The organism is Vibrio plantisponsor (assembly GCF_013041605.1).
GTDB classification, from domain to species: Bacteria; Pseudomonadota; Gammaproteobacteria; order Enterobacterales; family Vibrionaceae; genus Vibrio; species Vibrio plantisponsor.
This window is the reverse complement of the sequence record NZ_JABEQC010000014.1, coordinates 57,261-79,084: the sequence shown is the minus strand read 5'-3', so window position 1 is coordinate 79,084 and position 21,824 is coordinate 57,261. Positions and strand designations below refer to the sequence as shown.

Genomic DNA, 21,824 nt, shown 5'->3' with positions numbered 1-21,824 from the left:
TTATTATTACGATGTTGTGTTTGCATACTCGATTTTCGAGTTAGGTAGAATTCTACCGCCTGTTTTGTGCAGTTATCCCCTGTTACAAAACATATACTTCCTGTATTTATTTTGACCTGTCTGTCAAATTTTTAGCACCGCCTATTGGCGGTGTTTTTTTATGTCTGAATATCTGACAAACATAAAAAAACGCAACCTTAATCAACAAGTTGCGCCTTTACTATTTAGTGTATTCAGCTAACGCTTATGGGCGATAAACTTTCACGTTCTTGTAGCCTTGCTCTTGCAAGTACAGAGCTTGTAAACGGCTCATTACGCCACGTTCACAATACAATAAGTAAGTCTTAGACTGATCAAGATCGCCAAACTGAGTTGAAAGTTTGAAGAAAGGAATGTGCTTCACTTCCACACCATCAATCTCTAGCGGCTTATCTTCTTGTTCATCTGCACTGCGAATATCAAGTACAACCGCGTGTTCCTGAACCGCTGCAACTTGCTCTACTTCAGGTGCTTGCTCTTGGCTCTCTTTCTCAATGTCACGGATATCCATAACACGAGCGTCGTACACTACTTTGTCCAGAATAGAGAAATCAAACTTCGCTTCTTCTGCTTCCAGCCTCGCTTTTACCGCTTTAACTGTCGGGCTCTTCGAGATAACACCACAGTATTCTGGCATTGTTTTCGCGAAGTCTTCAGTGCCGATTTCACGAGCAAGCGTGATGATGTCTTCTTTATCCCAGTTAATCAAAGGGCGAAGAATCAAGGTGTCAGTCACACCATCGATATGGCGCAGGTTCGTCAAAGTCTGGCTTGATACCTGACCTAATGCTTCACCCGTTACCAGTGCTTGAATGCCGAATTTCTCAGCAACCTGACCTGCAGCACGCATAAACATGCGCTTAAGAATAACGCCCATTTGGCCGTCATCGATTTTCTCAAGAATTTCCGCAACAACCGGTTCGAAATCAACAGAGATGAAACGCACCTTGGCAGAAGAACCATATTTGTTCCACAAGAAGTGGGCAACTTGCTTAACACCAATCTCGTGAGCTGGGCCACCCAAATTGAAGAAACAGTAATGAACTTTTGAGCCACGCTTAATGTGTAAGTAGCTTGAAACGCCCGAATCAAAACCACCAGAGATCAGGCTAAGTACATCTTCTTGAGTGCCAAGAGGGAAACCACCTAAGCCTTTGTAACGTCTGATAATTTGATTAAGCAACTCATCGTTAACTTCAACGTTAATCGTCACGTCAGGATTGGTTAGTTTAACCTTCGCACTTTCAACGGCTTGGTTTAGACCGCCACCAACGTAACGCTCAAGCTCGATGGAAGAGAAATCATGCTTACCACGACGCTTAGCGCGAACCACGAAGGTTTTGTTTTCAATCAGATGACGGCTAGTTTCAAGCACTTGCTCGTAAATATCGTGAAGATCTTTGAACTCTGATTGCTTAACTTCCAGGACTTGTTGAATACCCGGTGTTCTGGTCAAAATTTCCAGCGTTTCATTAAAGAAGCGGTCACTTTCTGACGTCACTTCAATGTGGTCACGACGGTTAAATACAGCAACGCCTGTCGTACGGCTCTTTACGATATTGCGAATATTAGACTCAAGAATTTTCGTGAAGCGCTTACGCACCGACTCACTTTTAACAAAGATTTCTGGATGGGGCTTAACAATAAATTTCATAAGTGTCTTCGCAATTAAAGTATTAACGTAATAGTAGCTTGTACTTAGCTACATCTCTGAACTCAGCAATAACGCTAATTTCATCGACGACCAGAGTGGGTATCACTAAGGGGGCGAGATTATACACGATAATGACGCAACGATAAAAGCGCGCCAAAGAAAAAGGCAAGCCTGAAGCTTGCCTTTGAACTGTATTTCGTCGCTTAGCTATTGAATTGAGCCAGCTTGTGCTGATGGTATTTCATCACTGTACATCGGCTCGCCCTGCATAATGCTGATTTCCACACGACGGTTACGAGAGCGTTGAGCCGCGGTGTCATTAGGTCCCAAAGGCTCGGTATCTGCCATGCCTCGTACCCGCAAGCGCTGGTGTGAGAAGCCGCGCACCGATTCCATCTCTTGAGCTACAGACACGGCGCGCTGAGAGGAAAGATCCCAGTTTGAACGATACAGTTCCGAATCAATTCTTTGGTTATCGGTGTGACCAGAAACCCGAACGATACCCGGAACATCTTTAACCAGATCCGCTATCTGACGAACCAGAGGGCGGAACTTAGGTTGCAAGAAAGCAGAACCTTCAGGGAATGCGCCTTTCTCTCGAATACGGATAACAATTTGTTGACCAAGGTTATCCACTTCGATTGCGCCTTGCTCGATTTCCCGTTGCAGCGCGTTCTTAATGGTTTCCATCAAGGTCTCAGTCGCTTCAGAAGTTGCCTGAGATTGCTGTTGTTGAGATTCCGACTCGGTATTTTGGTTATCTTCAGTCGATGTTTCTGGCGACTGACCACCAGTCATATCGCCAGCATCACGCATAGTACCACCAGCACGGTCTTCGTCCCCTTCGTGGAACTCTAACGTCTGCTGAGTGATGTCTATGGTTTGCTGCATAATCACATCGATAGGTGTCGGCTCAGGACGCCCCGGACGGAACTCCTGAGCAATGATGCTGGTACCTTTTGGAATGTCTTTCACTTCCAGACGGTTTTGCACACCAAAAGCAAATTTCATCGAGCCGGCAATCTGCTTGAACTTCAGTACGTCCATTTCCGAAAACGAAAGCAGCAGTACGAAGAAGCACATTAATAGGGACATTAGGTCGGCAAATGTCCCCAACCAAGCGGGAAGACCCGGAGGTGGACATTTACACTTTTGGTCATCCATCATTTGCTCCGGTTATTCGCTATCAATATCAAGAGCTCGTTTGCCCTCGTTGAGGTAGTTCTTCAAGTAGCTGTCAATCACACGTGGGTTTTGACCATCTTGGATTGCTAGAACACCATCCATAATCAGACGGCGGTTTAATGTTTCTTGTTCACGGCGAAGCGATAATTTGTCTGCAATTGGGAAAAACACCATGTTCGCAAGAACCGCACCGTATAGCGTGGTTAAAAGTGCAACCGCCATTGCAGGACCGATGGCTTTCGGGTCATCCATGTTCGACAACATCGCGACCAGACCAACAAGCGTACCGATCATCCCCATCGCGGGTGCAACGTCACCAAATGCGCGGAAAACACCCGAACCAAATTCGTGTCGCTCATCGGTTAATGCAATGTCTTTTTGTAGAGTTGCGCGAACTACATCCGCGTCATGACCATCTACCAGTAAATCAATGCCCTTTTGCATAAAGCTGTTACTGATTTCCATCTCTTCCAAAGCAAGGAAACCACCTTTACGTGCAGCGTCAGCCATTTCTACAATTTTTGCGATCAAATCTTCTGGTTCGTCTGCCTTGAACATAAATGCTTTACCAGCAATTTTAGCCGCTCCGAAGAACTGCCCCATGGTAAATTTCATCAAAACAACAAACGTTGAGCCACCGACAACAATAAGAATTGAGGTTACGTCGACGAACATCATTAGGCTTCCACCTAAAACCATCGCCATAACAACGAAAGCTAGGCCACCAATCAGACCTATCAGCGTAGCTAAATCCACGAAGCACTCCTCAGACAATATGTTCGCATTGATTAGAGCCGAACGACTCTCAGTTATTCTCTTATCGACAAGAGAATCAAATTCTTAAATAGAAAATTGACGAAAGGACACTTGTGCCTCAATTACGCCAACAACAAGTTTATACTTAAAGCGTGCCAATATGCACCTTCGGTATTCATAGATTGCACAAAATGCCCATTAATTACGAATTACTCACCCAAGTGAATTTTCATATTCGTTATCGGTATCGACTAAAAACCTCAGTAATTCTGACAAAATTGGTTGGTTAAATTTGACCATCAACACAGGCTAAGGTAACTTTCGTGCATCTTTCCCAAGGCAACAATATTATGGCGAGTAAAAAACCAGAAAACATGTCTTTCGAGGCGACCATTGAAGAGTTAGATCAAGTGGTCGAGCAGCTAGAAAATGGTGATTTAACACTAGACGATGCACTGAAAAAATTCGAACGTGGTATCGCTCTTGCTCGCTCAGGTCAAAGTAAGCTGGATGAAGCGGAACAACGTGTTAGCATTCTGCTGAGCAACACAGATGATGCGCCACTCAGTGAATTTAACGAATTACCTGAATAACGATATTTATTGTTCTTAACTATTTATTGTCTCTCGTCGTTTTTTCTCTGATTGATAATGCGACTAGCGGCTGAACGAAACGTTTAAGAGTGTCCTATGATTGAGGCTCTAACCTCTTATCAAAAACGAAATAATGAGCAGCTTGACCACTGGTTAAACCGCCTGCCAAACCAAGACTTAGCGCTGATTGAAGCAATGCGTTATGGCTTGCTGCTGGGCGGTAAACGCGCTCGCCCCTATTTGGTCTATATAACAGCCCTGATGCTAGGTTGCTCTATTGAAGATATAGACACCCCTGCATCAGCAGTGGAGTGTATCCACGCGTATTCACTTATCCATGACGATCTACCTGCCATGGACGATGATGAGCTACGCCGTGGTAAGCCGACGTGCCATATTAAATTCGATGAAGCAACGGCGATCCTAACTGGTGACGCCCTGCAAACCTTAGCATTTACCATTTTGGCCGAAGGCACTCTGTCCGAAGCCGGCGAAGTCAATCGTATCAAAATGGTTCAGGTATTGGCTGAAGCTTCCGGCGCACAAGGTATGTGTTTAGGACAAGCACTTGATCTTGGCGCAGAGAATCGTCTTATTTCGTTGCAAGAGCTCGAAACAATTCATCGCAATAAAACCGGCGCACTTATGCGCTGTGCGATTCGTTTAGGGGCTTTAGCCGCTGGCGAGAAGGGCCTACAAGTTCTGCCACAACTTGATAAATATGCCGATGCCGTTGGCCTCGCATTTCAAGTACAAGACGACATTTTGGATGTCATCGGCGATACCGAAACTTTGGGTAAACCTCAAGGTTCAGACCAACAGCTCAACAAAAGTACATACCCAGCTCTATTAGGATTGGACGGAGCGATAAATAAAGCCCAAACTCTGTTACAGGAAGCACTTCAAGCACTTGAAGCTATTCCCTACAATACAGAATGTCTTGAAGAGTTCGCCCGATACGTCATCGAGCGCAAAAATTAACACTATAAGCGCGCATAATTATGACTCTTGATATTTCAAAATATCCAACACTGGCTCTGGCGAATACGCCGGACGAATTACGCAGTCTGCCTAAAAACATTCTGCCAAAGCTTTGTGATGAACTCAGAACGTATCTGCTTAACTCTGTTAGTCAATCAAGCGGACACCTGGCTTCTGGCTTAGGCACTGTTGAACTGACAGTGGCGATTCACTACGTCTACAACACGCCATTTGATCAGTTGATTTGGGACGTGGGTCATCAGGCTTATCCGCATAAAATCCTGACGGGACGTCGTGAGCAAATGCCTACGATTCGCCAGAAAGACGGCCTTCATCCTTTCCCATGGCGCGAAGAGAGCGAATACGACACCTTGTCTGTCGGTCACTCCTCAACCTCTATCAGTGCTGCTTTGGGCATGGCTATTTGTGCAGGCAAAGAAGGCGCTGATCGTAAGATCGTCAGCGTGATTGGTGACGGCGCGATTACCGCAGGCATGGCATTTGAAGCCATGAACCACGCTGGTGACGTTCATCCTGATATGCTGGTTATTCTCAACGACAATGAAATGTCGATTTCTGAGAACGTTGGCGCACTGAACAACCATCTTGCTCAGGTACTGTCAGGCAGTTTGTACACTTCCATTCGCGAAGGCGGTAAAAAAGTTCTCTCTGGTGTTCCGCCAATCAAAGAATTGGTTCGCCGTACGGAAGAGCACCTGAAAGGCATGGTCGTGCCGGGAACGCTTTTCGAAGAGTTGGGTTTTAACTATATCGGTCCAGTGGATGGTCACGACGTACTTGAACTGGTCAAAACATTGAAGAACATGCGTGAGCTTAAAGGCCCGCAGTTCCTTCATATTATGACGAAAAAAGGCAAAGGCTATGAACCAGCGGAGAAAGATCCGATTGGTTACCACGGCGTGCCTAAGTTCGATCCAAGTCATAGCAGCTTGCCTAAGAGCTCAAGTACCAAACCGACCTACTCGAAGATCTTCGGTGATTTCCTATGTGATATGGCAGCGCAAGATCCAAAACTGATGGCAATCACACCTGCGATGCGTGAAGGCTCTGGCATGGTTCGTTTCTCGAAAGAGTACCCATCTCAATACTTCGACGTGGCGATCGCTGAGCAACATGCTGTGACATTAGCAACAGGTATGGCAATCGCTAAATACAACCCGATTGTGGCGATTTACTCGACCTTCCTGCAACGTGGTTACGATCAGTTGATTCACGACATCGCAATTATGAATCTGCCAGTGATGTTTGCTATTGACCGTGCTGGACTTGTCGGTGCAGATGGTCAAACTCACCAAGGTGCATTCGATTTAAGCTTTATGCGTTGCATCCCGAACATGACCATCATGGCTCCGGCAGATGAAAACGAATGTCGTCAAATGCTGTATACCGGTCATCAACACCAAGGCCCGAGTGCTGTTCGCTACCCACGTGGCAACGGTATGGGTGTTGAAATCAAGCAAGAGTTTACTGCGCTTGAAATCGGTAAAGGTCGCATGATGCGTCAAGGTGAAAAAGTGGCGATTCTAAGCTTCGGTTCACTACTTCCTTATGCTCTGGAAGCGGCTGAAGAAGTGAATGCAACCGTGGCTGACATGCGATTCGTTAAACCATTAGATGAAGCACTAATCAAAGAACTTTCAGCTAACCACGATATCATTGTGACACTGGAAGAGAACGCGATTGCAGGTGGCGCAGGAGCAGGCGTTGTTGAGTTTATGATGAGAGAAAAAATCATCAAGCCGGTGCTGAATCTTGGTCTTCCTGATCAGTTCATTGCTCAAGGAACCCAAGAAGAGATGCATGCTGAACTTGGTTTAGACGGTGCTGGCATCAAAGCTGCCGTAGAAACATACCTGAATAAGTAATCCAATAAGATTATTGCTACGAAGAAGCCTTCTCTGAGAGAAGGCTTTTTGTTTTGTATAAGCCCCGTATTTAGGGCTGTGGAAGGTTCCACTCAAACTCAGCAAACAACTTTTGCCAGCTTTCATCAAAAGAAGCCTTTAATACCAACTCTTGCTTAGTATACGGATGCACAAAACGCAGTTCGCTGGCGTGCAACATTAAGCGATGGCAATCGTACTCTTCGCGATACAAACGGTTGTGTTTACCATCACCATGCGTGGTATCACCAACAATTGGATGACGAAGATGCGCCATATGACGACGCAACTGATGTTTACGCCCGGTCTTAGGTTTCATTTCAACTAAACAGTAGCGAGTAGTTGGGAATTTTCCGGTTGAAAACGGCACTTCCACTTTGGCAAGTGGTTGGTACTCGGTCACCGCAGACTGCGCTTCTTTATCTTGCTTGGCAAACTTATCGGCAATTTTATCCAGCTCTTCTTTGAGCGGATAATCCAACACATCGCCCTCTTCAATCCAGCCGCGGACAATTGCATGATACGTTTTAACCATTTCATGATTAGCAAACATCGGCATAACGTTGGAAGCAATTTCGCTCGATAACGCAAAAACCAGCACACCGGAAGTGGGTCGGTCTAAACGATGCAATGGAAAAACATGCTGACCAATTTGGTCTCTCAATGTCTGCATCACAAACTGAGTCTCATGCTTGTCCAGCCATGAACGATGCACCAACATTCCCGCTGGTTTGTTTACCGCCACCAAATACTCGTCTTGGTAGATAATTTCCAACATTACTGACATACCCTATCAATATGGTTTACCACCAGCAAAACAGCCTGAAACTGATCTTGATGTTTCCAGACTTCCTCAAAATAAGGCGACAACTCAAACCCTCTTGGAATCGCTTGTCCTTCATCAATTAATTTCTGCATCGTTGGAATAAACACCCACTGAAGCCACTCATGCGGGTCGAGCGTATCGATGGAAAATGGCTCAACACTTTGCATCGCTTCCAAGCTCGGAGGCGTTGACTGCCATACTTCACATTGGCGCATTTCACCTTCTAACTGCTCCAAAGCTTGGGTCAGTTTTGTGTTAATTGTCATGATTCACCAAGTTTATTGGTCGTACACCTTGAAAAAGGGCCATAGAGTACCATTTATTGGGGAAAGAAGGGTTACTTGCCCCAAAGAAAAGTAGGAACATTTTGCTCCCATGGACAATATTCAAACTCTGACAGCGCTGCTAAAAAACAGCGGCTGCCAATATCAAATCTTCGACCTTGGCCGACGTATTCAACCGATCGACAACGATCAGTTTTCGCACGTAGAACAAGGACATCAAGCTTATCCATATCCTGTAAAGCGTACCGCTCACCTTGCTATTGCGTACTGGAATGAAACCAAACAACCTTGGATTTGGTTTCTGAAATTTTCTTTAGACGAACGAGGATTGTTGCAACAAGCGGATGTAGGACAATTCATTAAGTACGTAGTTGAAGCTATGGGCACTCGTCTTAATAAAGAGCTTACCGAAGAGCAACAGGAAAAACTGGCAAACAATCCCTACACCTTTAAACCATCTGAAGACAAAATGGCGGTCTTCCATAGCCAAATTCGAGCTGAGCTAGATATGCCTTGCAGCCAGTATTACGAGCACGCACAGCACTATTTCTCAGGTGGCCTTGGCTGGAACAACTGGCAAACCGTCGGTCTGCAAGGTATTACCGATATTTGTGCCCGCTTAAGCCAAGAACAAAACGGACCTATGGTGCGTAAAGCCCTTTCTCACTTACCCACGCAACCTCTTTATGCGCTGCTTGGAGCACTTGAGCATACTAAACTGCCCGCTAAACTGGCCGAGCGTCTTGAAGAATTTGCGCAGGCAGAGATATCAAGCAAAGATCCCGATCTGTTCTTACTGTCGGCATTAACTCGTGCGCTTTCCGGTTCAGATGAAAAACTGCTGAGCAAGATTGTCGATGCTATCTTAGCGAGCCCGCGCTTAAGCCATCCTGAAGTTCTGATTGCGATTGCAGGTCGCGCTTGGCATGTCTTGAACCTAAATTCGCGAGCAGAGCAGTTCTTGCTAAGGCTGGCACAAACAGGCAACCAGACTCTGTTTAATCAGCTATTTGCCGACTTAGTCATGTTGCCAGAGCTAAGAATGGTGTTGTTGCCGCTTTTGCATGGCACACCATCTGAAGAGCTCGCTCAAGCGCTGATTAAACTTCAACAAGATACAAAGTCTTAGGATCGAAGATGATTGGAGACTTATTGGCAATATTGGCGCTGTGCTTTGTCTGTTTTCTCTTTTGGCAACAAAGGCGTCAGTCTGAAATCGCAAAGTCACATGTGTTGAGAAAGTGCGATCAGCTTGAACTCCAATTGCTAAGCGTCTCATTTGGCGGTCACAAATGGAAAACCAGCGATGGTCGCTGGTTTTGGCATACGGTTTACTTGTTTGAATTTTCGGCTTTAGGCGACGACTGTTACCAAGGAAAGCTGGAAATGCGAGGTTTCATTCCTATGCGCTTTAACTTACCGCCACATCGGATGGTCTAATCCATTCGAAGTCATAACTCGGGGCGAAATGTTCTTCATTTTCGCCCTTGTTTTGAAAGCCTAAAGCTTGCAGTATCTTAATCGCGGAAAGGTTTTCAATTTCAGCACTCGCAACGACTCTCATCAGTCCTAATCGCTCACAGGCTTTGGGAAAAAACGCTTTTAGCGCTTCAGACGCTATACCTTGCTTCCAGTACAGCTTATCGAAAATAAAGCCCAGTTCAGCTTTAATGTCATCTCGCTCGATAAACACATGCCCCATAAACTCACGATTGTAGTTATCCAGAACCGCCATTGCATGAATGGAGGAGTCATTGAGTACGCGCTTGAATAACTCTCTTGATGCCGAAACCGTTTTAGGGCCGTTCATATACGCCCTGTTTTTCGCACAGCAGTTCAGCATCAAAAAGTCCAACTCGAACGATTCTGTATAGGGAATTAACAGTGTTCGCCGTGTCACTATTGTCACAAACAGTCCTTGTTACAACATCAAATGAATAGCGTTTTTGCCATTACTAACAAAAACAAAAAAAATTTAAGCCACTGATTATTTTTATTATTTTACTGATTTTCGCATAGATAACGATCAAAAGGTCACTATGTGGTCGGTAGAATTTGTCGCAGAGATAACAGAATTTGAATTAGAAAACTTCAAATTAAGAAAAACCCCAACACCTGAGTGCTGGGGTTTAAGTCTTGTGTGCAGCTATCCGGCTACAAATGCGTGCATCCTGCATCATCCCTAAAAAACCGAATCCTTCAGTCAAATCCTTGCATCGCCTTCCTAGCGGTGTCCGTTTTCATCCTTTATGCTAACTTTCCTGTTAGCGCTCATCACTTGTTCCTTGAGCGGTGTCCTTCCCATCATCCTGATGGTGTCCTACCCTTTCCTAGGGTTTATCCTTTTTGCTTTCCTTGCCAACTAACTTCCTGTTAGCTGTTGAATCCGTTCGTATCCGTATCCATGTAGTGATTTATCCGTTAATCACTTTTTCGTCCTGAAATCACCGTCCAGTGGTGTATCCAATTCCGTGTCAGTTTCCTTCCGACGAGGTTTAATCTACGCCTTTGGATTTTTTGTGCAATTACCTTATCGCAAATATTTCTGCACACAAAGTGAGCGCTCAGATTAAAGCATTAATACTCAATAACTTAGAATGGATAAGTAGCATTTTCCACTTCACAAAACTCTTATATCTCACACTACTTGTAAGAGATCTCGCACAAGAACCTGTTACTTTCACTAGCGCTCTTGAACTGAAGAAAAACGAACGAAGACACGCTAAGACTTTTAAGCAGGAATAATCCATCAATCTGATATAAAATCACGCCAACAGATAGAAGGATGACCTATGCTCACACAAGATGTCACTAAAGAGCTCGAAAGTGTGCTCACCACTCTGCAACAGCAAGGAAAAGAACCGACAGTTGCGTTAGTTAAAGCACGTATGAGCACATCAGTTCCTATGGCTGCCCTCATTGCTGCGATTAAAAGCTGGAAGAATGCTAACCGTGTTCCGAAAGTAGAAATTGCGGCAAAAACCAGTGGGGATACAGACCGTATTACTCAGCTAGAACAGACCATAGTTCAGCTCACTCAGCGTATTGAACAGTTGGAACAACAAATTAACGGTAAAGCTCAATGAAGATATGGGTTGACGCAGACGCTTGCCCGAAAGTGATAAGAGAAACTATTGTACGTGCCGCAGAACGCACAGGAATAGAGTGTACCTTCGTTGCCAACCACATCATTCCAGTACCCAAACGAGTCAATATTCATTCTATTCAAGTCCCTGCCGGTTTTGATATCGCTGATAATGAAATTGTAAGACGAGTAGAGGCGAATGACTTGGTTATCACTTCGGACATTCCCCTTGCCGACGAAGTGATTACCAAAGGGGCACTGGCGTTGAACTCACGCGGTGAGCTTTATACGAAAGACACCATCAAAGCACGCCTCAACATTCGCGACTTTATGGAAACGATGCGTTCAAGTGGCATTCAGACCGGAGGCCAAAGTGCCCTGTCTCAAACTGAGCGACGCGAATTCGCTAACCACTTAGACAGATATCTGGCGAAGTTTAAAAAATAGCTCGATTTTAAATACAAAAAAACCTGCGAATTTCGCAGGTTTTTTATTATCTATCTAACTAATCAAGCTATATAACCAATCAAGATATGTCGCTTAAAGCGAGCATGACTTATGGCGTGTAGTACGTTGCTGCACCCGGGCCTACAGGTAGACCTAGCAAGAATACCCAAACGTAGAACAACAAGCTCCAACCAACCATAAAGCAGATTGAGTAAGGCAGCATAGTTGCGATTAGCGTACCAATACCTAGATTCTTCATGTAGCGAGTTGCAACCGCTAGGATCAGACCAAAGTAGCTCATCATTGGTGTGATGATGTTAGTGGTTGAGTCACCGATACGGTAAGCCGCTTGAATCGTTTCAGGCGCATAACCTACTAGCATTAACATTGGAACGAAAATTGGTGCCGTTACTGCCCACTGCGCCGATGCTGAACCGATCATCAGGTTGATGAAGCCACACATCAGGATAAATGCGAAGAACAACATTGGGCCTGTTAAGCCGATGTTTTGCAGGAAGTCTGCACCTGCAACAGCAAATACCTGACCAAAGTTAGTCCACTTGAAGAATGCAACAAACTGAGCAGCAAAGAATACCAATACAATGTACATGCCCATAGAAGACATTGATTTCGCCATCGCATCGATAACATCACGGTCAGTTTTCATCGTACCCACAACACGGCCATAAACGTAGCCAGGGATTGCGAAGAATACAAAGATGAAAGCAACAATACTTTTCAGGAATGGTGAACCAGCAACAGTACCTTCAGCAGAGCGAAGAACACCGTCAGCAGGAACGATAGTCCAAGCAAGAAGAGCACTTACTGCAAGTACTGCAATACCAGCAAGCTTCAAACCACGTTTTTCAATATCAGTCAGAGTACCCATCTTGTCTTTAGAAAGGTCTTCTGCTGCTTCTTCTGGGTTGTATTTACCCAGTTTAGGTTCAACGATCTTCTCAGTTACGTAAGCACCCATACCTGCAATAAAGAAGGTAGAAACAAACATGAAGTACCAGTTCACTTCTGGGCCAACTGTGTAAGTTGGGTCAATCATTTGTGCTGCGGTTTCAGTGATACCTGAAAGCAGTGGATCAACAGTACCAATCAGAAGGTTTGCAGAGTAACCACCAGATACACCTGCAAATGCGGCAGCCAGACCCGCCAGAGGGTGACGACCTAAAGAGTGGAACAACATAGCTGCAAGTGGAATCAATACCACGTAGCCAAGTTCAGATGCTGTATTAGAAATGATACCTGCAAATACAACTGTAACTGTCACCATGCGAGCAGATGCGCCCATAACAAGGCCACGCATTGCAGCAGATAAAAGACCAGAATATTCAGCAATTGCCACACCAAGCATAGCAACAAGCACTGTGCCTAAAGGTGCGAAACCAACAAAGTTTTTCACTAGGTTAGTTACGATCAGTTGCAGGCCTTCAGCATTAAGCAGGCTAACAACGTGGATCATACCATCAGCGGCACGGCCCTTAGCGCCTTCTGGACGTGGGTCCATAACTGAGACTTCAAAGTAGCCTGCAATACCTGATGAAATAAGAATCGCTAAACAGAAAATAGCGAATAATGTAATCGGATGGGGTAATAGATTCCCTAAATACTCAACACCATCTAAGAAGCGGGTAAAAAGTGACTTTTTAGGTGCTGGTTTGTTTATTGAAGCAGACGAACTCATCTGTTTCCTCCTTGTAGTTTTCTCTGAGCATTTGTGACAAAAATGTCAAAAACGCGGCGAAGAGTACTTTAGGGAGTGAACATTACAAAATCAAAGATGTTACAGAGTATTTCTATTTGAGCACAAAATAAACCAAATCAGCACCATGCATAGTGTTATAAACTACATAAATGTAAATATTAAAAATTTTAGGTCAATCGCTATATTTAATATTAGGCAGGCATTTATCGCTGTACCGCTTTAAATCTAGGGTTAGCTTTACAGATAACGTAGAGACGTCCGCGACGCTTAACAATTTGACAATCTGGGTGACGATTTTTTGCGCTTTTTAAAGAACTTAGTACTTTCATTTTCAATACCTCGGTGAAAAAACAATTGTTATAATATAACATAACAAAAGATAATTACTATCAATAATAATTACTACGGTTCTTTGTTAGGTATGATATTTTTCCCTTTCATTGCTACGAGAAATTCATTAAAGACCAATGCATAAAATCACTCCTATTGCGACTATCGAAAGCCCATACAAAGAGAAGTTCGCTGTTCCTCGTCAACCTCGATTGGTGCCGAGCGCTAGAGCTCGCATCAAGTTACTCGGCGAGTTGAACTGTTTGGAAGCGGTACGTGAGATAGAACAATTCAGTCATCTATGGCTATTGTTCTTATTTGATCAAAATCTTGAAGCAGGTTGGAAACCAACGGTTCGACCACCTCGTCTTGGAGGAAATGAAAGAGTGGGAGTCTTGGCTTCCCGTTCAACATTTCGTCCGAACGGAATTGGTATGTCTGCAGTGGAATTTCGAGGCATAAATAAAGAAGGCGAGCAAATCTATATAGAAGTGGGCAGTGTTGATCTGGTTGATGGTACTCCCATCATCGATATCAAACCTTATATCCCCTACTCTGACTCCGTGCCGGAAGCAAAAGGTGGATACGCAGATGCGGAGCCTTCAACCGTTGAGGTTGAATTCAGCCCTACAGCTCTGGCTATTTTACATTCGCTACCAGATTCAACCGTCAAACAAGCGGTGATTAGCGAAGTTCTAGCACAAGATCCACGTCCTGCTTACAAGAAAAATAAGCCCGACGATAAGCAATACGCGGTACATTTGTACAATTTGAACGTAAAATTCACCATATCTGGTAACTTAGTGACAGTTACTACTATTGAACACTTTTGACATTCGCATTTGGCTGATATTATTAGCGGCTAAATTTATTACCACCTTTGATAAACGGATACCATAAATGCGTACCAGTAAATATCTTCTTTCTACTCTGAAGGAGACTCCAAACGACGCAGAAGTAGTGAGCCACCAGCTCATGCTACGTGCGGGTATGATCCGTAAGCTAGCTTCAGGTCTTTATACTTGGCTACCTACCGGTCTTCGCGTACTGCGTAAAGTCGAAACCATCATTCGCCAAGAAATCGACAATGCAGGGGCTATCGAAACACTAATGCCCGTTGTGCAGCCGTTTGAACTATGGGAAGAGACTGGTCGCTCAGAAAAGATGGGCCCAGAACTGCTTCGCTTTACTGACCGCCACACTCGTCCGTTTGTACTGAGCCCAACAGCAGAAGAAGTGATTACTGCTCTTGTGCGTAATGAAGTGAGTTCATACAAGCAGCTTCCGTTGAACCTGTACCAAATCCAGACTAAGTTCCGTGATGAACGCCGCCCTCGTTTTGGCGTGATGCGCTCTCGTGAATTCTCAATGATGGATGCGTACAGCTTCGACATCGATAAAGAAGGTCTACAAAAATCTTACGACGCAATGCACGATGCTTACTGTAAAGCATTCGACCGCATGGGTCTGGATTACCGCCCAGTATTGGCGGATAGCGGCGCTATCGGTGGTAGCGGCTCTCAAGAGTTCCACGTATTGGCGGAAAGCGGCGAAGACTTAATCGCATTCTCTACTGAATCTGATTACGCAGCGAACATTGAAAAAGCAGAAGCGGTTGCACTAGCAGCAGAACTCGCAGCTCCAACTCAAGAGATGACTCTGGTTGATACGCCAAATGCGAAAACTATTGCAGAACTTGTTGAGCAATTTGAACTGCCTATCGAGAAAACAGTTAAAACGCTTTTCGTTAAAGCATCAGATGAAGTTGACGCAGACATCATTGCCCTGATCATCCGTGGTGATCACGAGCTAAACGAAGTAAAAGCAGAAAACTTGAAGGAAGTCGCTTCTCCATTAGAGATGGCTTCTGAAGAAGAGATTCGTGCTCTAGTCGGTGCAGGTCCAGGCTCTTTAGGTCCAGTAGGTCTAAAACTGCCATTCATCGTTGACCGCACAGTTGCAGTAACCAGTGACTTCAGTGCTGGTGCAAACGTTGATGGTAAACACTACTTCGGTATTAACTGGGGACGTGACGTTCAACTAGGTCAAGTTGAAGACCTACGTAACGTTGTGGAAGGTGATCCAAGCCCATGTGGTAAAGGCACTATCATGCTTAAGCGTGGTATCGAAGTTGGTCACATCTTCCAGCTTGGTACTAACTACTCTGAGAAAATGAACTGTGGTGTTCTAGGCGCTGACGGTAAAAACGTTATTCTAGAAATGGGTTGTTACGGTATCGGTGTTACTCGTGTAGTGGCTGCTGCTATTGAACAGAACCATGATAAATACGGTATCATCTGGCCAGACGCTATTGCACCGTTCCAAGTGGCTATCGTTCCAATGAACATGCACAAATCTGAGCGCGTTCAAGAAGCCGCAGAGAAGCTATATGCTGAACTGACAGCAGCTGGTATCGAAGTTCTATTCGATGACCGTAAAGAACGCCCAGGTGTTATGTTCTCTGATATGGAGCTACTTGGTGTTCCTCATACGATCGTTATCGGTGATCGTAGTATGGACGAAGGTAATTTCGAATATAAAAACCGTCGCACTGGTGACAAAACTCCAGTGGCAATGGCTGATATCGTCGAGCACATCAAGTCGCAAATGTCTTAATCTCGAACGTCTATCTTTGAAGGCTGCCAAATGGCAGCCTTTTTTATTAATGCTGGATTCATCATTTCTCTTCTACACTGCATAAAAACAAAAAGGAGAAAGACATGGATCTCAAAGCCCTACTCAATCAAGCACTCAACTCCAATTTGGTTCAATCCGGTAAACAGCAAGCTCAGTCTTTAGCTCAGGATAAAAGCCAGCTTGCCACCCTTGGTGCAGGTGCACTCGGCGGGGGTATCATAGGCCTTTTAATGGGTTCAAAGAAAACCAAGAAGTTGGGCAAAAAAGCGCTCGCCATCGGTGGTTCTGCGGCTCTGGGGGCTCTCGCTTATAAGATGTATAACGACTGGCAAGCCAATCAAAATGAGCCAACTCAGCCAGCGACCTTTGACCAATCAAATCCTCGCCATGAAATACTCATTCTTAAAGCGATGATCGCTTCTGCCAAAGCGGATGGACACGTAGATGAGCAAGAAATGGCTAAGATAAACCAAGTAATTAATGAGATTGGTGCCGATAACGACGTTCAAACCCTGTTCCAACAAGAGTTGAAAAAACCGTTAGACCCGAATGAAATCGCTGCGCTCGCGCAAACTCCGGCTCAAGCGTCGGAAATCTATCTTGCTTCAGCCTTGGTTGCCGACGAGCAAAACTTTATGGAAAAAGCGTATCTGCAAGAACTGGCGAAGCAACTCGGTTTAAGTGAAGAGTTAGTAAATAACATTCATCAACAGATAAACGGTGAATAATTCACCGGCTGAAACTCAACATTGAGCCAGCTCAAAGGTAACTTTTGTCTTCATTCTGCTCTCTGTGTATATTGAGAGCAGTTATCATTTATAAGGCAGACGTCTCGTTCTGTATTATTCATTCTTTATAAGCAGGTCGTTCTGTAAAAGTAGGATAGAGTTATGCAAGTTTACGGTTGTTGTGATTTAGTTCGTGAGTTATACGCTCAAATTGGTAGTGGCGATCAAGCCTATATTCCTCAAGCAATTAGCTGCGCGGTTCGTGCTTTGAACGATGTGGCAGCAGATACTTCTTTACCAAAAGAAGTAAGAGAAAAAGCCGCCTTTGCTGCGGCAAACTTACTGATTTCTGATTTCGAGGACAAATAATGAATCTCGCCAATTTCGCCTCTATGGACACAGTCATGCTAATGAGCATTGTGAACATGAAGCTGCGTGACGACTTTAACGGTGATTTAGACAAGCTGGTTTCCTACTTCGATATTGACCGAACCGCACTTGAAGCCAAGCTGGCCACAGCGGGCTTTGAGTTCCTCCCAGAGGCGGGGCAATTTCGTTAATCTTCGAAATTGATGATGTAGAATGTAAAAAAACGCAAACCCAAGGGTTTGCGTTTTTAATTATCTGAAATTTAGTAGCTTTAATTCACAGGTCTGTAATTAACCTAAGTTCTTGCGAGCGTTTTGGAACATACGCATCCAAGCACCGTTTTCACCCCAGCTATCTGGATGCCAAGAGTTCGCCACTGTGCGGAATACACGCTCAGGGTGAGGCATCATAATGGTTACACGGCCATCAGCAGTTGTTAAACCAGTGATTGCGTTTGGCGAACCATTCGGGTTATTCGGGTATTGTTGTGTTGGGTTACCTAAGTTATCAACAAAACGAACCGCCACTGTACCTGAATTTTCGATAGCCGCTAGGTGTGCTTCATCACGAACTTCTACACGACCTTCACCGTGAGATACTGCGATAGGCATGCGAGAGCCAGCCATACCGTCGAAGAATACAGAATCCGATTTCTGAACTTCTACCAAGCTAAAGCGAGCTTCAAAACGCTCAGATTCGTTACGAACGAAACGAGGCCATAAGTCAGCACCTGGGATCAGTTCTTTCAGGTTAGAAAGCATCTGACAGCCATTACACACACCTAGAGAGAAGGTATCTTCACGGTTGAAGAAGGTTTCAAACTGGTCACGAGCCTGTGCGTTAAATAACACTGACTTAGCCCAACCTTCACCGGCACCCAGTACGTCACCGTAAGAGAAGCCACCACAAGCCACAAGACCTTGGTATTCTTCCAATACAGCCTGACCTGTCAGGATATCACTCATATGGATATCGGTAGCTTCAAAGCCTGCACGGTCAAACGCTGCTGCCATTTCAACATGCGAGTTAACACCCTGCTCACGCAGAATTGCCATCTTAGGCTTAGCGCCCTTCGCAATGTAAGGCGCTGCTACATCTTGGTTGGTATCGAAGCTGAGTTTCACGTTCAGACCTGGGTCTGAATTATCTTTCTTCGCTTCAAACTCTTGGTTTGCACACGCAGGGTTGTCACGCAGCGCTTGCATTTTGTGCGTCATTTCAGCCCAGATAGTACGAAGTTCTGTTCTTGAACGGTCGACTAAAACTGTGTCACCAGAAGTGATCACTAACTTGTCTGAAGCTTCTACTGCGCCAATAACATGTGAACATGCAGCTAAACCGTTATCAGCTAGTGTTGCCAGTACAGACTCAAGTTCATCGTTCTTAACCTGAACAACTGCACCCAGTTCTTCGTTAAACAGCGCAGCCAGTGTATCTTCACCTAAAGCTTCGATGTTTGCTTTCACACCACAGTGACCAGCGAATGCCATCTCAGCAAGAGTAACAAATAGACCGCCGTCGCCTTTATCGTGGTAAGCAATCAACTTGTCGTTGCTTACTAGGTTTTGAATAGCGTTGAAGAAACCTTTTAGTTGCTCTGCGTTATCTACATCAGCAGGCTTATCACCCAACTGCTTGTAAACCTGAGCCAGTGCTGTTGCACCTAGACGGTTTTTACCGTTGCCTAGGTCAATAAGCACTAGGCTTGATTCGCCTAAATCTGTACGAAGCTGTGGAGTCACTGTCTTACGAACATCTTCTACGCGAGAAAACGCAGTGATGATCAATGAAAGTGGAGAAGTCACTTCTTTGTCTTCGCCATTTTCGTTCCACTTAGTCTTCATCGACATTGAGTCTTTACCCACAGGGATAGTCAGACCAAGTGCAGGACACAGCTCTTCACCTACCGCTTTCACTGCTTCGTATAGACCAGCATCTTCACCAGGGTGACCCGCTGGAGACATCCAGTTTGCAGATAGTTTGATACGTTTGATATCGCCGATTTCAGTTGCAGCGATGTTAGTGATTGCTTCACCAACAGCTAGACGAGCAGACGCACCGAAGTCCAGTAATGCTACAGGCGTGCGTTCACCCATCGCCATAACTTCACCGTGGTAAGTGTCGTAACTTGCCGCTGTTACTGCGCAGTTCGCAACAGGAACCTGCCATGGACCAACCATTTGGTCACGAGCCACAAGACCAGTTACCGTACGGTCACCAATGGTGATAAGGAATGTTTTCTCGGCAACGGCTGGCAGACGAAGAACACGTTCAATCGCATCACCCAATTCAATACCTGAACGATCAATCGCTGGGCTGTTCACCTTCGCGGTTTTCGCATAACGGTGCATTTTAGGTGTTTTACCTAACAGGATATCCATTGGCATATCGATAGGCGTGTTGTCGAAGTGTGAGTCTTCCAGCTTCAGTTCGCGCTCTTCAGTTGCGATACCTACAACTGCGTATGGAGCACGTTCACGCTTACAGATAGCATCGAATGCCGCCATGTTTTCTGGCGCAACTGCCAGTACATAACGTTCTTGAGATTCGTTACACCAAATTTCCAGCGGGCTCATTCCCGGCTCATCATTTGGCACGTCACGTAGTTGGAAAATACCGCCACGCTCGCCGTCATCTACTAGCTCTGGCAATGCGTTAGAAATACCGCCCGCGCCCACATCGTGAATAAATGCGATTGGGTTTGCGTCACCAAGCTGCCAACAACGGTCGATCACTTCCTGACAACGACGTTCCATCTCTGGGTTTTCACGTTGTACAGAAGCAAAATCAAGATCTTCCGCAGACTGACCAGAAGCCATAGAAGAAGCAGCACCGCCACCAAGGCCGATGTTCATTGCAGGACCACCAAGCACGATTAGGCTTGCACCTACAGGAATTTCTTTCTTCTGTACGTGTTCATCACGGATGTTACCTAAACCACCAGCAATCATGATTGGCTTGTGGTAACCACGAACTTCTTCACCCGCGTGAGAAGTCACTTTCTCTTCATAGGTACGGAAGTAGCCTAATAGATTAGGACGACCAAATTCGTTGTTAAATGCTGCGCCGCCTAGAGGACCTTCAAGCATGATATCCAGAGCGTTAACGATACGACCCGGCTTACCGAAGTCCGTTTCCCAAGGCTGTACAAAGTTTGGAATACGAAGGTTAGAAGTTGTAAAACCGACTAAGCCAGCTTTCGGTTTACCACCGATACCCGTTGCGCCTTCATCACGAATTTCACCGCCTGAACCAGTAGAAGCACCCGGCCATGGAGAAATAGCCGTTGGGTGGTTGTGTGTTTCCACCTTCATAAGAATGTGTGCTTTCTCGTGGCTGTAGCCGTATTGACGAGTCTCTGGATTCGGGAAGAAACGACCAACTTCAGAGCCTTCCATTACCGCAGCGTTATCTTTGTAAGCAGACAGAACGTAATCAGGAGTCATCTCCATTGTGTTCTTGATCATCTTGAACAGTGATTTGTCTTGCTTCACGCCGTCGATTGTCCAATCTGCATTGAAGATCTTATGGCGACAGTGCTCTGAGTTTGCTTGTGCAAACATCATTAATTCGATGTCAGTTGGGTTACGCTCAAGCTTAGTCACAAAGCTTTCAAGTAAGTAGTCAATCTCATCTTCAGCAAGAGCGAGACCAAGGGTAACGTTTGCTTCTTCAAGCGCTTTACGGCCACCTGAAAGTAGATCAACGTAAGCAACAGGCGCAGGTTCTGCAGATTTGAATAGTGCAGCAGCTTGCTCTTGTTCAGTAAACACCACTTCCATCATGCGGTCATGAATTAAAGCGTTGATGCTAGCGATTTGGTCAGCTGAAAGTTCACCTTCAGACTCAATGTAGTAAGCCGTACCGCGCTCTAGTCGCTTAACATTTGCCAAGCCACAGTTGTGTGCGATATCTGTTGCTTTAGAAGACCAAGGAGAAATTGTACCCGGGCGAGGAGTAACAAGAAGTAGCAAACCTTGTGGCTCGTGTTCTTGAATTGTTGGACCGTAAGTCAGTAACTTCTCAAGTTTTTCGATTTCACTGTCGTCTAAATCTGCCTTGAGATCTGCAAAGTGCATGAACTCTGCATAGATACCCGTCACAGGTAAGTTTTGTTCACGACACGTCTCGAGTAGTTTATTGACACGAAACTCAGAAAGAGCTGGGGAACCACGCAAAATTCTCATGTGCAAAGGTCTCTATATCCATTGATTGAGGTGTAATTGGCATAAATTCATCTAATTATCAGTACGTTAAACTAATTAATTGGAACTTATGCCGATTTCATC

At 45.1% G+C, this 21,824-nt stretch carries 21 protein-coding genes; 12 read left to right on the top strand and 9 right to left on the bottom strand.

Translation table 11 applies throughout. The features are described 5' to 3' along the window. Positions 1-244 precede the first annotated feature (244 nt). From thiI to pomA, 3 genes are all read right to left on the bottom strand, one after another. Complete coding sequence (gene thiI / locus HKI82_RS17530) at positions 245-1,693, bottom strand: tRNA uracil 4-sulfurtransferase ThiI (protein ID WP_171138722.1); 1,449 nt, start codon at positions 1,691-1,693, stop codon at positions 245-247. Between the two features lie 207 nt (positions 1,694-1,900). Further along, a complete protein-coding gene (locus HKI82_RS17525; protein ID WP_102940259.1) occupies positions 1,901-2,857 on the bottom strand; it encodes a flagellar motor protein MotB in 957 nt (318 codons plus the stop codon). 12 nt (positions 2,858-2,869) lie between these two features. Continuing rightward, entirely contained in the window at positions 2,870-3,634 is a 765-nt protein-coding gene (gene pomA / locus HKI82_RS17520; protein WP_102940260.1) for a flagellar motor protein PomA, read from the bottom strand. Between the two features lie 350 nt (positions 3,635-3,984). On the opposite strand from pomA, the gene xseB reads away from it, so the two are divergent. The 3 genes from xseB to dxs all read left to right on the top strand — a co-directional run bounded on the left by xseB (position 3,985) and on the right by dxs (position 7,094). Continuing rightward, the gene (gene xseB / locus HKI82_RS17515) at positions 3,985-4,227 is read left to right on the top strand and encodes an exodeoxyribonuclease VII small subunit (protein WP_042488944.1); all 243 of its coding nucleotides are present in this window, start codon (positions 3,985-3,987) and stop codon (positions 4,225-4,227) included. A 96-nt stretch (positions 4,228-4,323) separates the two neighbouring features. Continuing rightward, complete coding sequence (ispA, locus tag HKI82_RS17510) at positions 4,324-5,208, top strand: (2E,6E)-farnesyl diphosphate synthase (RefSeq protein WP_171138720.1); 885 nt, start codon at positions 4,324-4,326, stop codon at positions 5,206-5,208. A 20-nt stretch (positions 5,209-5,228) separates the two neighbouring features. Continuing rightward, positions 5,229-7,094, top strand: a complete 1,866-nt coding sequence (gene dxs, locus HKI82_RS17505; protein ID WP_171138719.1) for a 1-deoxy-D-xylulose-5-phosphate synthase — start codon at positions 5,229-5,231, stop codon at positions 7,092-7,094. Positions 7,095-7,164: 70 nt separating this feature from the next. On the opposite strand, the gene truC is transcribed toward dxs, so the two are convergent. After that, on the bottom strand, positions 7,165-7,899 hold the full coding sequence (gene truC, locus HKI82_RS17500) for a tRNA pseudouridine(65) synthase TruC (protein WP_171138718.1): 735 nt from the start codon (positions 7,897-7,899) through the stop codon (positions 7,165-7,167). Further along, positions 7,890-8,204: a YqcC family protein gene (locus HKI82_RS17495; protein WP_171138717.1), complete on the bottom strand. Its 315-nt coding sequence runs from the start codon at positions 8,202-8,204 to the stop codon at positions 7,890-7,892. Before HKI82_RS17495 ends, truC begins: the two co-directional genes overlap by 10 nt. Before the next feature lie 109 nt (positions 8,205-8,313). Between HKI82_RS17495 and HKI82_RS17490 the strand changes: the two genes are divergently transcribed. After that, positions 8,314-9,351 carry a DUF3549 family protein gene (locus HKI82_RS17490; protein ID WP_102940265.1) on the top strand — a complete coding sequence of 346 codons (1,038 nt, stop codon included), beginning with the start codon at positions 8,314-8,316 and terminating at the stop codon, positions 9,349-9,351. Positions 9,352-9,359: 8 nt separating this feature from the next. After that, the gene (locus tag HKI82_RS17485) at positions 9,360-9,662 is read left to right on the top strand and encodes a DUF3301 domain-containing protein (RefSeq protein WP_042488963.1); all 303 of its coding nucleotides are present in this window, start codon (positions 9,360-9,362) and stop codon (positions 9,660-9,662) included. Here HKI82_RS17485 and HKI82_RS17480 read toward each other — a convergent pair. Next, complete coding sequence (locus tag HKI82_RS17480; RefSeq protein WP_171138716.1) at positions 9,634-10,131, bottom strand: GNAT family N-acetyltransferase; 498 nt, start codon at positions 10,129-10,131, stop codon at positions 9,634-9,636. The genes HKI82_RS17485 and HKI82_RS17480 overlap by 29 nt on opposite strands. 883 nt (positions 10,132-11,014) lie before the next feature. Here HKI82_RS17480 and HKI82_RS17475 point away from each other — a divergent pair. Then, on the top strand, positions 11,015-11,308 hold the full coding sequence (locus tag HKI82_RS17475; RefSeq protein ID WP_171138715.1) for a hypothetical protein: 294 nt from the start codon (positions 11,015-11,017) through the stop codon (positions 11,306-11,308). Next, a complete protein-coding gene (locus tag HKI82_RS17470) occupies positions 11,305-11,754 on the top strand; it encodes a YaiI/YqxD family protein (RefSeq protein ID WP_171138714.1) in 450 nt (149 codons plus the stop codon). The genes HKI82_RS17475 and HKI82_RS17470 overlap by 4 nt, the downstream gene beginning before the upstream one ends. 109 nt (positions 11,755-11,863) lie before the next feature. Here HKI82_RS17470 and HKI82_RS17465 read toward each other — a convergent pair whose 3' ends face one another. Both HKI82_RS17465 and ykgO read right to left on the bottom strand, forming a co-directional pair. After that, entirely contained in the window at positions 11,864-13,450 is a 1,587-nt protein-coding gene (locus HKI82_RS17465) for an AbgT family transporter (protein WP_102940269.1), read from the bottom strand. 224 nt (positions 13,451-13,674) lie between these two features. After that, complete coding sequence (gene ykgO, locus HKI82_RS17460; protein WP_102940270.1) at positions 13,675-13,800, bottom strand: type B 50S ribosomal protein L36; 126 nt, start codon at positions 13,798-13,800, stop codon at positions 13,675-13,677. A 138-nt stretch (positions 13,801-13,938) separates the two neighbouring features. On the opposite strand from ykgO, the gene tsaA reads away from it, so the two are divergent. The 5 genes from tsaA to HKI82_RS17435 all read left to right on the top strand — a co-directional run bounded on the left by tsaA (position 13,939) and on the right by HKI82_RS17435 (position 17,726). After that, complete coding sequence (gene tsaA, locus HKI82_RS17455) at positions 13,939-14,634, top strand: tRNA (N6-threonylcarbamoyladenosine(37)-N6)-methyltransferase TrmO (RefSeq protein ID WP_102940271.1); 696 nt, start codon at positions 13,939-13,941, stop codon at positions 14,632-14,634. Positions 14,635-14,701: 67 nt separating this feature from the next. After that, positions 14,702-16,417: a proline--tRNA ligase gene (locus HKI82_RS17450; RefSeq protein ID WP_171138713.1), complete on the top strand. Its 1,716-nt coding sequence runs from the start codon at positions 14,702-14,704 to the stop codon at positions 16,415-16,417. Positions 16,418-16,521: 104 nt separating this feature from the next. After that, positions 16,522-17,166: a tellurite resistance TerB family protein gene (locus tag HKI82_RS17445; RefSeq protein ID WP_102940273.1), complete on the top strand. Its 645-nt coding sequence runs from the start codon at positions 16,522-16,524 to the stop codon at positions 17,164-17,166. A gap of 162 nt (positions 17,167-17,328) precedes the next feature. Further along, positions 17,329-17,535: a YaeP family protein gene (locus HKI82_RS17440; RefSeq protein ID WP_042488988.1), complete on the top strand. Its 207-nt coding sequence runs from the start codon at positions 17,329-17,331 to the stop codon at positions 17,533-17,535. After that, a complete protein-coding gene (locus HKI82_RS17435) occupies positions 17,535-17,726 on the top strand; it encodes a DUF4250 domain-containing protein (RefSeq protein WP_171138712.1) in 192 nt (63 codons plus the stop codon). Before HKI82_RS17440 ends, HKI82_RS17435 begins: the two co-directional genes overlap by 1 nt. A 99-nt stretch (positions 17,727-17,825) precedes the next feature. Here HKI82_RS17435 and purL read toward each other — a convergent pair whose 3' ends face one another. Then, entirely contained in the window at positions 17,826-21,722 is a 3,897-nt protein-coding gene (gene purL / locus HKI82_RS17430) for a phosphoribosylformylglycinamidine synthase (RefSeq protein WP_171138711.1), read from the bottom strand. Positions 21,723-21,824 lie beyond the last annotated feature (102 nt).

Excerpts from the sequence above, each read along its gene's own strand:
- HKI82_RS17465 (WP_102940269.1), bottom strand. The coding sequence starts at position 13,450 with ATGAGTTCGTCTGCTTCAATAAACAAACCAGCACCTAAAAAGTCACTT.
- HKI82_RS17445 (WP_102940273.1), top strand. The coding sequence starts at position 16,522 with ATGGATCTCAAAGCCCTACTCAATCAAGCACTCAACTCCAATTTGGTT.
- tsaA (WP_102940271.1), top strand. The coding sequence starts at position 13,939 with ATGCATAAAATCACTCCTATTGCGACTATCGAAAGCCCATACAAAGAG.
- dxs (WP_171138719.1), top strand. The coding sequence starts at position 5,229 with ATGACTCTTGATATTTCAAAATATCCAACACTGGCTCTGGCGAATACG.
- HKI82_RS17495 (WP_171138717.1), bottom strand. The coding sequence starts at position 8,204 with ATGACAATTAACACAAAACTGACCCAAGCTTTGGAGCAGTTAGAAGGT.
- HKI82_RS17475 (WP_171138715.1), top strand. The coding sequence starts at position 11,015 with ATGCTCACACAAGATGTCACTAAAGAGCTCGAAAGTGTGCTCACCACT.
- HKI82_RS17435 (WP_171138712.1), top strand. The coding sequence starts at position 17,535 with ATGAATCTCGCCAATTTCGCCTCTATGGACACAGTCATGCTAATGAGC.
- purL (WP_171138711.1), bottom strand. The coding sequence starts at position 21,722 with ATGAGAATTTTGCGTGGTTCCCCAGCTCTTTCTGAGTTTCGTGTCAAT.
- HKI82_RS17485 (WP_042488963.1), top strand. The coding sequence starts at position 9,360 with ATGATTGGAGACTTATTGGCAATATTGGCGCTGTGCTTTGTCTGTTTT.
- HKI82_RS17450 (WP_171138713.1), top strand. The coding sequence starts at position 14,702 with ATGCGTACCAGTAAATATCTTCTTTCTACTCTGAAGGAGACTCCAAAC.
- ispA (WP_171138720.1), top strand. The coding sequence starts at position 4,324 with ATGATTGAGGCTCTAACCTCTTATCAAAAACGAAATAATGAGCAGCTT.
- thiI (WP_171138722.1), bottom strand. The coding sequence starts at position 1,693 with ATGAAATTTATTGTTAAGCCCCATCCAGAAATCTTTGTTAAAAGTGAG.
- xseB (WP_042488944.1), top strand. The coding sequence starts at position 3,985 with ATGGCGAGTAAAAAACCAGAAAACATGTCTTTCGAGGCGACCATTGAA.
- HKI82_RS17440 (WP_042488988.1), top strand. The coding sequence starts at position 17,329 with ATGCAAGTTTACGGTTGTTGTGATTTAGTTCGTGAGTTATACGCTCAA.
- ykgO (WP_102940270.1), bottom strand. The coding sequence starts at position 13,800 with ATGAAAGTACTAAGTTCTTTAAAAAGCGCAAAAAATCGTCACCCAGAT.
- HKI82_RS17490 (WP_102940265.1), top strand. The coding sequence starts at position 8,314 with ATGGACAATATTCAAACTCTGACAGCGCTGCTAAAAAACAGCGGCTGC.
- truC (WP_171138718.1), bottom strand. The coding sequence starts at position 7,899 with ATGTCAGTAATGTTGGAAATTATCTACCAAGACGAGTATTTGGTGGCG.
- HKI82_RS17470 (WP_171138714.1), top strand. The coding sequence starts at position 11,305 with ATGAAGATATGGGTTGACGCAGACGCTTGCCCGAAAGTGATAAGAGAA.
- HKI82_RS17525 (WP_102940259.1), bottom strand. The coding sequence starts at position 2,857 with ATGGATGACCAAAAGTGTAAATGTCCACCTCCGGGTCTTCCCGCTTGG.